Source organism: uncultured Campylobacter sp. (assembly GCF_938030685.1).
GTDB lineage: Bacteria > Campylobacterota > Campylobacteria > Campylobacterales > Campylobacteraceae > Campylobacter_B.
Genome location: NZ_CALHHX010000116.1, coordinates 1 through 13,463, shown reverse-complemented (window position 1 = coordinate 13,463; position 13,463 = coordinate 1). Strand labels below are relative to the sequence as shown.

The following is a 13,463-nucleotide window of genomic DNA, read 5'->3' as shown; positions in this document are numbered from 1 at the left end:
CTGAAAAGCTGCTGATGGAGGCGTGCTTGGAGCTTTTTAAAACCGACTACGTCGTGGGTATCCAGGATATGGGTGCGGCGGGGCTTACTTCGAGTAGCTTTGAGATGGCGGGGCGCAGCGGCAGCGGCATGAGGTTAAGCTTAGATAAGGTGCCGATGCGCGAGGCAGGGATGAGTCCGTATGAGCTGATGCTAAGCGAGAGTCAAGAGCGCATGCTGATCTGCGCCAAAAAGGGCTGCGAGGAGAAAATCAAAGAAATTTTTGCCAAATGGGATCTGGATGCCGCTGTAATCGGCGAGGTAACGGATAGCGGCAAGATGGAGCTTTTTTGGCACGGCGAGCTAGCGGGCGTTATCCCGATCGAGCCTCTTAGCGAAGCCGCACCCGTGCTGGATCGCCCGATAAAAAAGCCTGCATATATGGCACAGATCGCGCAACAAAATTTATGCGGCTGTGGCGCAAGCGAGCGCGAGCTGGACGCGGCGTTTGATAAAATTTTTGGGGACCCCGAAGTGCTAAATAAATCCTACATTTACGATCAATACGACGCCAGCGTAGGGCTAAACTCCGCCAAGCGTCCCGGCATGCTGGGCGCTGCGGTGATGCGAGTTAAGCAAAACGGCGTAAAGCTCGCGATGGCTGCGGACTGCAACACGCGGATGAATTACGTCCATCCTCGCATAGGCGCGGCGCTCGCGGTAGCGTCGGCGGGGCGAAAGGTCGCTATGAGCGGCGCGACGCCTCTAGCCATCACCGACTGCCTAAACTACGGCAATCCGCAAAATCCCGAGGTCATGTGGCAGTTCGCGCAGGGCTGCGAGGGGATCAAGCAGGCTTGCGCCGCACTAAATACTCCGGTCATCAGCGGCAACGTAAGCCTTTATAACGAAACGGGCGGCGTTAGCATACAGCCTACTCCCGCGATCGTATGCGTGGGAACGAATGAGGGCGAGATCATCCCTAGCGATTTTTGCGCTAGCGGCGTGAGCGTCTATCTGGTAGGCGATACGAAGGGCGTTTTTGCGGGCTCGCTTTATATGAAAACGGTGGAAAACCGCGTCGCAGGCAGCCTGCCGGAGTTAAATTTAAAAGCAGAGCGCGCTCTGTGGGACTTCGCGATCGAGGCGGGCAGGAGTGGGGTTTTGGAATTTGCAAACTCAGTAGGAATCGGCGGCGTGGCGATCACGCTTGCGAAGATGGCGTGCGTGGGCGGCATTGGCGGCGAGTTTGAGATGAGCTGCGATGATAGCAGAGATATTTTCGACGAGAGCTTTTCGCGCGCGATTTTCGGCGTGCGCGACGAGGCGAAATTTAAAGAGCTGGCCGCAAAATACGGGCTAAGCTTAATGCGACTAGGCATCAGCGGCGGCGAAGTGTTTCGCATAAATTCCGTCCGTAAAAATCTAAAGGCGCTAAAAGAAATTTACTTCGGCGAGTTTGCTAAGATCGTAAAGAGCGAAGACTAGCGCGTGCTTAGCATCATATTTCTTTTAATCGCGCTATATATTTTCGCGCAGATCGGCGTGGCTTTCGGCAACTCCTGCTATCGCGGCAAGGCGCGAATGCAACTAGGAGAGGCTAAAATTTTAGTAGCGCTTCTAGCCAAGGTCGCCAAAAGCGACGGGCACGTAAGCGAGTCCGAAGCCGCGATGATAAGCGAAATTTTAGACGATTTGGTGCGCCAAATGGGCGCCGGCGAGCGCGAGCGAGAGGCGCTAAAACTCGTTTATAAGCTCGAGAAAGAAAGCCTCGCAAACGTGCGCGAGCTCGCCGAGAAATATAACCAAACTTACCGCCCGAGCCCGAGCCGCAAAACGGGGCTAATCTATTTCTTTTTAAATTTAGCCTACGTCGATCGCGGTTTTAGCGCGGCGGAGCGGCGCACGATCTCGCAAATTTGCGACGGACTGGGACTGCCCGAGCATATCCAAAGCCAGATTTTTGCAACCTTTGAGCGCAGCTTTTACGGCACATATTACGAAAACAGTGGCGCGCAAAGCGATACGGCTTACGACGAATACGACGGCTATAGCACAAGAAGCGGCGGGTATTGGGACAAATACGGCGGCAGAAGCACTGGCGGCTACGGAAGCAGCAATTACGGCGGTGGCACGGGATACGGATATAGCGGCACGACGGGTTCGGGCTACGGAGGCTCGCAAAGTTCAGGCGGTTCATACGGCGGATATTCTGGCGGATATGACGGCGGGTATTCGGGTGGCTCGCAAGGCTACGGATCGGTCAAAAGCAAAAGGGATCCGTATGAAATTTTGGGGCTTTCTAAGGACGCTACGTTTAGCGAGATCAAGAAAAAATATCGCGAGCTCGTTAAAAAATACCACCCCGACATCCTGATGGGCAAGGGCGCGGACGAGGAGATCATCCAGGAGGGCACGAAGAGGCTTCAGGAGATTAACGAGGCGTATAAAATTTTAAAGGAGCGCTTCGGCGAGAAGTAGGGCGAGCAAATTTTAAAATTTGAGGGCGCAGAGCGTCTTGAAATTTTAAAATAGGATAGCGAGACGGCGGTAAAGTGCAAGGTGCGGCGAAAGATTATAATTTAAGGAGTGATAAATGAGAAATTTTATAGTTTTTGCCGTTTTGGCGGCACTACTTGGAGGATGCGCGGGCAAAAAAGATCAAAACGGAATTGCCGACTCAGAAGATATCGTAATGTTAAGCTTTGACAAAAATATTTCCACCAGATACCGAGCCCATAACGGAAAACTCTATAAAAATGGCAAAGCGTTAGGCAAATATCTTACGGTACCGGGACTTAGTACGCACATTTATACTGATGAAATGGGAAATGGTTATATAGATCCTAGCGCGATAAAGGAACATAATTCTAAAAAAATTACGGAGATAATATTTGTTCCGAACGAATTTATTAAAGTGATCTCTTATAGCCATAATGACGGCGTTTGTAAAGCATTGTCCGCAGGAAAATATGTACATATAAAGGAGTATATTACTATGTATTCACGAGGTGAGCCGATCGTGGCATATAGTTATGATGTTTTGATGTCAAGAAAAGGAATGGGAAAAATTTCATCCAGGTATGATTTCGCTAATGAAAAGCTATCTTATGTGGATAAAAAAATTTTAGAAAAACTAAATTCGACAGTAGCAGATCATGTGCAAGCATCCGTCGTACTTAGCGGTGCTACGCTTCTTGGTCTGCTTTGTAGAGAAAAATCTAAAAGGTTGGATTAAATTTAAGGAGCGATAAATGAAAAATTTTATAATTTTTGCCGTTTTGGCGGCACTACTTGGAGGATGCGGGATATTGCGCCCGGCTAAGAGCGACAAGGAGTTTAAATTTTACGACGGCAACAAAACCGTGATCTATAAATTTGCGGGTGAGGATCTGTATGAAAACGGCAGAAATTTAGGCGCGTATTCGATATATAGAAATAACATAAGAACGATTGCCGTCGATGGGGCGGGTAGGTCTTACGGCAATAACTACAGATCCGCTCTAAATGCTAAACGGATGAAATTTTATCATTTTGACGATGGGGGAGCAATGATATTTAGCGTTTGGCACAAGGATGGAATTTGCAGCGTCTATAACGCAGGCCGATACGTGAATTTTGACTTTATTTCAAATACTTTTAAAGATGGCGATTGGCTTTACGCGGATGGTAAAATTTCAAAAAGCGACGACGAGGGCATCATACAAAATGGAGCTTCAAAGGAATTAGGTGTATATAAAACTTCGGATATAAGCAAATTAATCCAAGATAAGAAAATGGATCGTGCCGTAAAAATTAGCGTTACGAGCGTATATCTTCGCGGATATGCAAAGGCTATGAAGACTAGGAAACTAGACGATTTTTGCAGATAAACTTCGAGGGAGTTATGGATAAAATTAAAATTTTAGCGCTGTTTACGGCGGTCGTGCTGCTCGCAGGCTGTATGAAGGTAAAATATTCGCAAGCCGAGTTGCATCCGGAAAATTCCGTGATGATGAGCTATGACGGGCAGACCGCCACCGAGTATAAAATTTCAGGCGGCGTGCTTTTTAAAGATGACGCGATCTTAGGAAGATATGAAGAGGAGGGCTCCAATCTCTATCTATTTACGGACGAAAGAGGAGTCGGCGTGGCTAAGGATCAAATTTCGCAACGAGGTCTAAATAAATTTACGATCTACGTTTTTGCGCCCAATAAAGAGCTGCGAATCGCCGAGTATTCCGCGAGCGGCGGCGTTTGCAAGACCTTTGCGGAGGGCAAATTCGTAAGTCTGAAAGAGCACTTTAGCGGCTACGCTTCCTCCGCGCCGCTTTATTCATACTCGTTTTCGGCTTCGGTGTCGCAAAGCTCCAGCGCAAACGTGATCTCACGCTATGAATACGTGGGCTCAAGACTAAAAAATAGTAGGGCGTTTTTGCAAAGCCCGCATACGGCTCTAGGCAATACGGTTAAAGAGAGCATCGAGTGGCACCAAGACAAATTGCGCGATATTTGTAAGTTAAAATTTTAAAACCAAACCAACACGAAAGGAAAAACATGGGATTTTTATCCAAAGACGAAGAGCCGCATAGGCAGGGCGCCAAAAAGGCGGCGAAGCAACCGCCGATCTTGATGAAGCAAACGCAAGAGGTGATCACGAATATCGAGAAATATCTGGGCGCGCCGCTGCTTACCTATTTTAACTCGGGCGCGGGCAGCGTCTGCGGCAACGACGCGATCAGTATCAACGACCACCTCAAGGGCAAGCATTTCGAAAAGCTCTACCTTTACATCAAAAGCGACGGCGGCAGCGGCATCGCCTCGCTTAAGATCGTCTCGATCCTACGCAACCACTGCGACGAGCTGATCGCGCTAGTGCCGGCAAACTGCGCTTCGGCGGCTACGATGATGGCGCTTGGGGCGAATAAAATTTTAATGGGGCCGCTAGGCTATCTCACGTCGGTCGATACTTCGCTGCGACACGAGCTTTCGCCGGTTACGAACACCAACGACCAAGCGAACGTCTCGATGGACGAGCTAAGCCGCGTGGTGAAGCTTTGGAAAAATAACGAGCGCCCGAACGACGAGAACCCGTACAAGGAGCTTTACAAATATATCCATCCGCTCGTTTTCGGCGCCGTCGATCGCGCAAGCAGCCTGTCGCTTAAAATTTGCCGCGAAATTCTGCGCTACCACTTCGAAGATGAGCAAAAGATCGCCTTTATCAGCGACAAGCTAAACAGCGGCTATCCGTCGCACGACTATCCGATCTTATTCAGAGAGGCTAACGAGCTTGGGCTTCAGGTCGAGAAGATGGATACGCGCCTAAGCGAGATGCTTCAAATTTTAAACGAGCTCTACGCCGAGATGGGGCAGCGCACCTTCACCGACTTTGATGAGAACAACTACCACGACAACAACATCGCCAACATCATCGAAATTTCGGGATGCCAGATCTACTATCAGATCGACAAGGATTGGTTTTACCGTGAGGAGGAGAAGCGCTGGATCGTGCTAAACGACGAGAGCTCGTGGCGCAAAAACGAGATCGACGGCAAAAATATCAAAAACAGCATCTATTATATTTAGTGCGGTTTTGGATTTCGCGTCGCTTTAAATTTGCGGCTTGTAAAAATTTAAAGCGGCATGTAAAATTTAAGCGAGCAGCAGCGCAAGGTGCGATTCATGACGACGTAGCCGCGCTTATGGACGAGCTGGAAAACAGGATGTGCAGGTAAATTTAAAATTTTAAAAAGCGGCAAGAGGAGGCGCCAACCTAGCTTGGCGATAAAAGCTGCGCCGCGAATTTTAAATTTAGCCGGTTCACGCAGGCCCTTGCGGCTAAATTTGCGCTGCGGTTTAAATTTACGTTTTGCGCTCGGCTTTTAAATTTAGCTTTTGCAAGCGGCGCAGAATTTTAAAATTTGCGTCCGCGCGAGCAAGGCAGCGACATTTGAGAAGCAAAATTAAAATTTGCGCGCGGTAAATGCGGTAAATTTAGCAAATTTCGCTTTGCCGATTTCCGCTTCATAAATTTGGCAAAATTTTAGAATTTAAAGGGTTTTTGCGATGAAATTTTTTATCTCGTCTCTGTTTTTGGCTCTGTCGCTGCTCGGCTGCGCGGGCAAAAACTCGCCCGAAACCGATAAAATATACGTTCTTTCGGACGAGCTTGGAGATACGAAATACGCTTTTTACGGCGGCAATCTCTACGAAAACGGCGCGATTTTAGGCCCTTACGAAACGCGAGGCGATGCGAAGCTTGCGATTTTAGGCGGTAGCGACGCAAATTTAGACAAAAATGCAAAGCTCATAAAACTATATTTTTTCGAGTACAGATACGGCGCGATCTACGCCATAAGCCACAAAAAGGGGGTCTGCGCCGAGTACAATAAGGGAAATTTCGTAGATTTTAAAATTTTATTTAATATTTTTCAAAGCAAAGAGTGGTTTAATTATAGCGGTGGTATCTCTGCGGGCAGCGAGAGGCTAAAAGAGCTGAGTTCGGCGCGTATGGCGAAATTTAACGGCGCAAAGCTCGGCGCAGCAGATGAAAAGACGAGGCGCGAGTATCAAAAGGCTCGCCGTGAGGCGATTTTGTATTTTCAGCTTAACGCAAACGACATGCGCGAGCTGATTTTTAAAAAACTATGCGAATAAATTAAAAGGAGAAAAGATGAGAGCGTTAATCAGCGTAAGCGATAAAGAGGGCGTCGTAGAGTTTGCCAAAGGGCTGCAGAGGTTCGGATTTGAAATTTTAAGCACGGGCGGTACGCACAAGCTACTGCGCGAAAACGGCGTCGCGGCGCTCGAGGTTAGCGAGTACTCGGGCTCGCCCGAGATGTTTGAGGGGCGAGTTAAGACCCTGCATCCAAAGATCCACGGCGGAATTTTGTATAAGCGAAACGACGCAAATCACGTAAGCCAAGCCGCGCAGCGCGGCATCGGCGGCATCGATCTCGTGTGCGTAAATTTATATCCTTTTAAAGCGACCGTAGCTCGCACCGACGATTTTTCAGAGATTATCGAAAATATCGACATCGGCGGTCCCGCGATGGTTCGAAGCGCGGCTAAGAATTTCGCAAGCGTCTATGTCGTCACGAGCCCGCTTGATTACGACGCGGTTTTGCAAAATTTAGCGAGCCCTGACGAGAGCGAGAAGCTGAAATTTAGGCAAAATTTAATGATAAAAGCTTATGAGCACACCGCAGCCTACGACGCGATGATCGCGAACTATATGAACGAGCGCTTTAACGGCGGCTTCGGCGCGAAAAAATTTATCACGGGTAGCAAAGTTTTTGATACTCGCTACGGCGAAAATCCGCACCAAAAGGGCGCGCTGTACGAGTTCGAGGACTTTTTTAGCAAGCACTTTAAGAGCCTAAAGGGCGAGGCGAGCTTTAACAATATGACCGATATGCACGGCGCGCTGATGCTCGCTAGCAGCTTCGGGGAGGCGCCTGCGGTGGCGATCTGCAAGCACGCCAATCCATGCGGTTTTGCCGTAAAGGGGAGCTTGCTTGAAAGCTACGTAGAGGCGCTAAAATGCGACCCTGTAAGTGCATACGGCGGCGTCGTAGCGATAAACGGCGTTTTGGACGAGGAGCTGGCAAATAAGATCAATGAAATTTTTGTCGAAGTTATCCTTGCCGCTCGCGTCACGCCCGCGGCGCTTGCGGTATTTGAAAAGAAAAAGCGCATTAAAATTTTCGAGCAGGGCGGGGAGTTTTTGATTCGCGAAAACGACAAGTATGATTTTAAATTCATTGACGGCGGCTTCGTATATCAGCAGCGCGACTACGTGGGCGCGGGCGAGGTCGCAAACGCCCGCTGCGTCACTAAGCGCGCGGCGAGCCAGAGCGAGCTTGATGATCTAAAAATCGCGTGGCAGATCGCCGCGCTTACGAAGAGCAACTGCGTGGTTTACGTCAAAAATCGCGCGATGGTCGCGATCGGCATGGGTATGACGAGCCGCGTGGACGCTGCGCGTGCGGCAGTGGCAAAGGCTCGCGACGTGGGCGTCGATCTGAGTGGCTGCGCGCTTGCCAGCGAGGCGTTTTTCCCGTTTAAAGACAGCATCGAGATCGCCCATGCTGCGGGCGTCGCGGCGGTGGTGCAACCTGGCGGCAGCATTCGCGACGATGAGGTGATCGCAAGCGCCGACGAGTTTGGCATGGCGATGTATTTTACGGGAGTGCGCCACTTTTTGCATTAAATTTTGCTCACTACAAAGCGTGCGCGATGTAAATGGCTGCGCTCCGCTACGCGGCGAGCGTGATGCTGATCGGACTACTTGCGCTTTGCCATACAGCTATGCGGCGCCGATTTAGCTGTGCGATATATCGTTTTGTAACGGGCGCGGTGCGGATCTAATGCATGGTGCTTTGGTACGCACCAACGCGGCGCGGATCCGACTGTTCGCACTTCGTTATACTACTGCATGGCGCGGGTTTAGCTACGCGATATGACGCTACGTATCAGTGCGGCGCAATCTAAATTTGATCACTCGCCGCTCCTGAATGGTCGCGAAAATTTTATCTTGCGGCCGCAGCGCGTAAATTTTAAATTTAATCGCGCGCGCAGCGGATGGGTTCGCGCCTCGTCGTCGTATAACGGCGCACAAATTTTATCTCGCGGCGCGAAAATTTCATGGCGCCCATTTTGCGTTGAAATTTCGGCGCCGTTTCGCAGTAGATACGGAGCGGAGTATAAATTTTTAAGGCGGCGCCTCGTCGCGATCGGCGCGCTCGTAGATAAATTTTAATCGCGCGACAAGCGGATGGACGCCGTGCCTCAGCCTAAGCGGCTCGTAGATAAAATTTAATCACGTAGTAGAGTAGCGGGTGCAGCGCAAAGCTTCCGTCTCGCGAGCAGTCCGTGCCCTCGCAAAACGGCGCCTGCGGTAGAATTCGGCCGCGTCGTAAAACTCGCAAAGGCGCTAAATCAGGCTCAAACCACGGTTGCGCGGCGGTAAAATTTTGATCCCCATGACGGTAGCAAAATCTAGCCGCGAGGCGCGACAATAAAATTTTGCGCCGCAATAGGGCGTATCAAAATCTCTAAAACCCCCACGTAAGCCGCGACGAATAGATAAATTTCACGCGAGCCGTAGCGCAGGCGAATGGACGGCGCAAGGATCTTGCTCGTAAAAGGGACAAATTTCATCGTAGCGCAGGGGCGATGAAATTCTAACCCTGCAGCAGTAGCGAAATTTTAATTCTTGCCGCGGCGATCAAATCCAACCGCTTGCCGCGCTAGCGAAATCCAGCCCCCCCCGCTGAAGCGGTAAAATTTTAATCTTGGCGGCGGCGGTAAAATTTCAGCCCTCGTTATAGCATAGAATTTTAACCGCTTGCGAGGAGGTAAAATTCCGATGTTGCAGCGTGCTGCGAGGATAAGATAAAATTTTGATCTTGCGCCGCCGCGGTAAGATAAAATTTTTGATCCCGCCTCACCGCAGCGATAAAATTCTAATTCTGCGGCGACGGCGAGCCGAGAGCCCCGATCCCGCGGCGGTAAAATTTGGGTACTGATCCGCCGTAAGCGATAAAATTTCTCTCTTTCACTCTCGCTTCATTTAGAGATTGTAAAATTGCGCAAAATTCAAAACGAAAGGATCAAAATGAAAATTTTCAAAGCCTTAATCTGCCTCTTTGCTTTGGCGGCGGGTTATTTAGTCGCGCTAAATGCCGCAGGCGGCAGCGCGGCGGACGCAAATTTTAAAGTTAAAGGGGGCGGCATGAACGCAAACGTGAAAGAAATTTATCTGGCAGGCGGCTGCTTTTGGGGTATGGAGGCGTATTTCAAGCAGCTTGACGGCGTAGTCGCGACGCAGGTAGGCTACGCCAACGGCAAGAGCGATCAGGCAAGCTACGAAGGGCTGCATAGCAGCGATCACGCCGAGACGCTAATGCTTAAATTTGACGCCAACGTCATCAGCGAGCCTGAAATTTTGGCGCATTATTTCCGCATCATTGATCCGTTCTCGATCGACAAGCAGGGTAACGACCGCGGTCGCCAATACCGCACGGGCATATATTACGTCGATGAGGCGAGCGGCGAGCTCGCGCGCTTTTTCATAGCCGCGCAGCAGGCGAAATTTAAAGAAAAGATCGCCGTAGAAGTGGCGCCGCTAAAGAATTTCGTCCGCGCCGAGGAGTATCATCAGGACTACCTCGGCAAAAACCCCGGCGGATACTGCCACATCGATCTGCGCCTAGCCAAAAAGCCGCTTGAGGACGATGAGAAATTTAAAGTGCAAAGCAAGGAGGAGCTGAAGAAAAATTTAACCGAACTTCAGTATCAAGTCACGCAGGAAAAGGCGACCGAGCGGCCGTTTTCGAGCGAATACGACAAGAATTATAAAAAGGGCATCTACATCGACATCGTGTCCAAAAAGCCGCTTTTTTCATCCACCGATAAATTTGATGCAGGCTGCGGCTGGCCGAGCTTTTCAAAGCCGATAACGACCGATGCGATCGCCTATGCGCAAGATGACAGCCACGGCATGCAGCGCGTCGAGGTCTCCAGCCGCGTAGGAGGCAGCCATTTAGGGCACGTCTTTGATGACGGACCGAGAGAGAAGGGCGGTATGAGATACTGCATCAACGGCGCGAGTTTGAAATTTATCCCGCTTGAGGAGATGGACGCGCTAGGCTACGGGGATTATAAAATTTACGTACAGTAACGCGGGCTAGGGCTTTGGCTCGGCGGTCGGTCGGTTAGTTTTTACGGCTCGGCTGCCGATCGGTTGTCGGTATATTGCTTCGGCAGTAGGTCATTTTGTAACTCGGGCGCGCGCTTCTTTAGTCTGCGGCTACTGCTTTTGGCGGTCGGTCGGTTTTATACGGCTCTGCTATCGATAAATTCGGCGGCTGGTCGGTTTATTTGACGACTAGTCGGTTGCCGATCGGTTTGGCCGGCGGATAGTTTAGTTTGCGGTCGAGCGGAAGCTTGACGATCGGCTTTGCGGCTTTGATGATTTCTCGGCGGATAAATTGGCTTGGCGGTTACGGATAGAATTTTAAAATTCCAAATACGATAAATTTACCTCTAAAGAATTTCATGCGGCGTAGCTGTAATAGAAAGAATTTAATGCGAACGCAGCTCGTCCATATGGCGTTGTAGGGGGTTGGGCAGGGTTTGCGGGCGAGCAGAGCAATGCGGTGCTGCGGAGGCGGCGTCCTGCGAGAAGTATGACCTCGCAATTGGGGCCCTTCTCGCCCCAAGAGAAAGAAATCACGGCATAAATTTTGCAAGCTGTAAATTTAGAGATGAAATTTTATTATTGGGTTATGGCATTAAGTGTAACGGCTCACTACTCAACGCTGTTCAATCTAATATGATGTCTGCAACAGACAAAGTATATCTTGTTGAACTAGGAAAAAAGGCGGAGTTGAAAAATATTGTTTGTATATGGGATTACGCTGAAGTTAACTATTTTCCGAATACAAAGCAACAAAATGATTTTGTTGAAAAATGGGTTAATAACTTAAATTAAAGTTTGTCTAACTGAATATAACAATTTTAGAAACAGTAAATCACAAAGGTTTGCTGTTTTTTCTTTATAGATATGGGACTAAGGTCAAATAAAGAATATTTTCCCATAAAAAATAAAGAAAATTTGTAGTTACGGGACTAAACTCATTTTGGGCGTAACTGACAAATTATAATAAAAATGATATAATTATAAGAAAATAAGATAGATAAATTAATGCTTAGCTAGGAGAATATTAACTCACATTGAAGTTATTTATTTTAAATGTGTAAAAGATAGTTTAGTATTTTAAGGGGAAGGGCTATTGTGAAAATGAAAGTAGGGAAAACTTATCTTGTTAAAAAAGATATTTTTAGTTTTAAAAAGGGAGAACTTTGGTCATTAGTAGATATAGGGTATCAGATTTATTTTGGTAAACATAATTTTGTTTTTATCAATGCGGAGAAGTGGAAGGAGTTTGCGGTTTTATGTGATAGCTCGGACAAAGATATGTAGATATATCATCAGTTGGAAACATATTTTGAAGAAGTTGAGTAAGAAACCTTATAAAGAATAATGATACCTTCAGTTTAATTAAAATATTAAAAATACATAAAATTACATGGCGCTAGGATGGGGGAATTTTAGAAGAATATTTTGAAAATGCACGGTTTATCAAAAATACAGCGATATTTCTGAGAGTAATAAATAGGAAATTCTCTTTTGATTTGGGTGTGATATCGGACTATTTACTCGGATATTTATTTTGTGTAAAGCTAGACACGTTACAAAAAATGTGGAGGGGTAGACAGATAACGGATAAATCATCAGATAGATAGGAATATAATTCTGGATAATAATTTATAAGAAACACAGTTACAGGAGATAACAAATGAATGCTGAACTTTATGTAAAAAAGCCTCGCTACAGATTTCAAAAGGCGAGATAGAAAAAGCAGTTGGCAGCATGATTAAAGCAATAGAGATAGGGGATGATTTGATTTCGATTACGCAAGCTTATTGTTTTTTGGGAGAATATTATTTCATAAACCAAGATTATATTTTATCAAAAGAACATTTGGAATGGATTTCTGAAAGACAAGAGGAGCTTGAAATTAAGTATGACGACTTATTAAATGATGAAATTGATAAGGTTAATGCGCTATTAAATATAATGGAGATTTTTTCTTTAATTGAATAATATGTGAATAGTTCACTGTCTCAAATAATACAAACTTCAATAGGCTATATGTGTTAGAAATACTAGATACATATTAAAATCAGCTGTTGTGTTTATTTTGAATATGCAATACAGCAGATCGGGAACAGTATAGAAAGATTATGTTGAAAATTCAAGGAGGGATATACAATGTTGTTGGATGAAGAAAGATATGCAGAGGTTATTGCTTATGGTAAGGATGCTGTAACCAAAATGGGAGAAAACAAGATTGAGGAAGGATTTGCTCTTGCAGAACGAGGTTGGCAAGCTTTTCCGGCGTCGGGAGCAAAATGGAATCAAGGATATAATTATGCAAAAAGCTTTTTTAAATATGCAATAGAAAACAGCAATATGGTAAAGGCAAAATCTTGGTTGGATAGAATGACAGAAAACAATGACGAGTTGCACTTATTTGATTCTGAGCTAGAACACATGAAGGCGAAGTATGAATTTGAACTTGGAAACTTAGATGAAGCATTTGAATTATGGGAAAATCTGCTAAAACAAAAAGGTGTAGGTTACCGATATTTTCAGTATGACAATCCAAAGTATAAGGAGTTCTACAAATCAAGAAAATAATTTTCTTCAATAAAAAGGAAATGCAAGGGAAATAAGAGCAAATCCATCTCAGAAAACTTGGATAGGAATTGTTGAAAAAAGATTGCTAAATATAAGGAAAAACAGAAATTTTGGAGGAGCTATGAACGAGATTGAGAAATATAAGATATTGAGTGCGGGAAAAGCATTTGGGCATCGTGCACAAATTGCTTTTGTTTTGCTTGATAGTGAGGCAGCCTATGAAGAATTAAAAG

At 46.8% G+C, this 13,463-nt stretch carries 15 protein-coding genes; 14 read left to right on the top strand and 1 reads right to left on the bottom strand.

The window, feature by feature from the left end; genetic code table 11:
• The 9 genes from Q0369_RS05430 to Q0369_RS05390 all read left to right on the top strand — a co-directional run.
• A partial coding sequence (locus tag Q0369_RS05430) for an AIR synthase-related protein (RefSeq protein WP_298097055.1) occupies positions 1 to 1,466 on the top strand: 1,466 nt, incomplete at its 5' end.
• A gap of 3 nt (positions 1,467 to 1,469) precedes the next feature.
• A complete protein-coding gene (locus Q0369_RS05425; RefSeq protein ID WP_298097053.1) occupies positions 1,470 to 2,459 on the top strand; it encodes a molecular chaperone DjiA in 990 nt (329 codons plus the stop codon).
• Between the two features lie 115 nt (positions 2,460 to 2,574).
• Entirely contained in the window at positions 2,575 to 3,216 is a 642-nt protein-coding gene (locus tag Q0369_RS05420; RefSeq protein WP_298097051.1) for a hypothetical protein, read from the top strand.
• Between the two features lie 16 nt (positions 3,217 to 3,232).
• The gene (locus tag Q0369_RS05415; RefSeq protein WP_298097048.1) at positions 3,233 to 3,850 is read left to right on the top strand and encodes a hypothetical protein; all 618 of its coding nucleotides are present in this window, start codon (positions 3,233 to 3,235) and stop codon (positions 3,848 to 3,850) included.
• A gap of 14 nt (positions 3,851 to 3,864) precedes the next feature.
• Positions 3,865 to 4,488: a hypothetical protein gene (locus Q0369_RS05410; protein ID WP_298097046.1), complete on the top strand. Its 624-nt coding sequence runs from the start codon at positions 3,865 to 3,867 to the stop codon at positions 4,486 to 4,488.
• 26 nt (positions 4,489 to 4,514) lie between these two features.
• On the top strand, positions 4,515 to 5,546 hold the full coding sequence (locus Q0369_RS05405; protein ID WP_298061627.1) for a hypothetical protein: 1,032 nt from the start codon (positions 4,515 to 4,517) through the stop codon (positions 5,544 to 5,546).
• A gap of 480 nt (positions 5,547 to 6,026) precedes the next feature.
• Entirely contained in the window at positions 6,027 to 6,617 is a 591-nt protein-coding gene (locus Q0369_RS05400; RefSeq protein WP_298097041.1) for a hypothetical protein, read from the top strand.
• Between the two features lie 16 nt (positions 6,618 to 6,633).
• Entirely contained in the window at positions 6,634 to 8,172 is a 1,539-nt protein-coding gene (gene purH / locus Q0369_RS05395; RefSeq protein ID WP_298097039.1) for a bifunctional phosphoribosylaminoimidazolecarboxamide formyltransferase/IMP cyclohydrolase, read from the top strand.
• A gap of 249 nt (positions 8,173 to 8,421) precedes the next feature.
• Positions 8,422 to 8,721, top strand: coding sequence for a hypothetical protein (locus tag Q0369_RS05390; RefSeq protein ID WP_298097036.1), 300 nt, complete (start codon positions 8,422 to 8,424; stop codon positions 8,719 to 8,721).
• Between the two features lie 239 nt (positions 8,722 to 8,960).
• On the opposite strand, the gene Q0369_RS05385 is transcribed toward Q0369_RS05390, so the two are convergent.
• Positions 8,961 to 9,122, bottom strand: coding sequence for a hypothetical protein (locus Q0369_RS05385; protein ID WP_298097033.1), 162 nt, complete (start codon positions 9,120 to 9,122; stop codon positions 8,961 to 8,963).
• Positions 9,123 to 9,579: 457 nt separating this feature from the next.
• On the opposite strand from Q0369_RS05385, the gene msrB reads away from it, so the two are divergent.
• The 5 genes from msrB (at position 9,580) to Q0369_RS05360 (ending at position 13,230) form a co-directional block, all read left to right on the top strand.
• On the top strand, positions 9,580 to 10,644 hold the full coding sequence (gene msrB, locus Q0369_RS05380; protein ID WP_298097030.1) for a peptide-methionine (R)-S-oxide reductase MsrB: 1,065 nt from the start codon (positions 9,580 to 9,582) through the stop codon (positions 10,642 to 10,644).
• 444 nt (positions 10,645 to 11,088) lie between these two features.
• Positions 11,089 to 11,457 (top strand): hypothetical protein, encoded by a 369-nt coding sequence (locus Q0369_RS05375; protein ID WP_298097027.1) that lies wholly within the window; start codon positions 11,089 to 11,091, stop codon positions 11,455 to 11,457.
• A gap of 303 nt (positions 11,458 to 11,760) precedes the next feature.
• Positions 11,761 to 11,949 carry a hypothetical protein gene (locus Q0369_RS05370; RefSeq protein ID WP_298097024.1) on the top strand — a complete coding sequence of 63 codons (189 nt, stop codon included), beginning with the start codon at positions 11,761 to 11,763 and terminating at the stop codon, positions 11,947 to 11,949.
• Between the two features lie 450 nt (positions 11,950 to 12,399).
• Positions 12,400 to 12,633, top strand: coding sequence for a hypothetical protein (locus Q0369_RS05365; protein ID WP_298097021.1), 234 nt, complete (start codon positions 12,400 to 12,402; stop codon positions 12,631 to 12,633).
• A gap of 168 nt (positions 12,634 to 12,801) precedes the next feature.
• Positions 12,802 to 13,230 carry a hypothetical protein gene (locus Q0369_RS05360; RefSeq protein WP_298097018.1) on the top strand — a complete coding sequence of 143 codons (429 nt, stop codon included), beginning with the start codon at positions 12,802 to 12,804 and terminating at the stop codon, positions 13,228 to 13,230.
• Positions 13,231 to 13,463 lie beyond the last annotated feature (233 nt).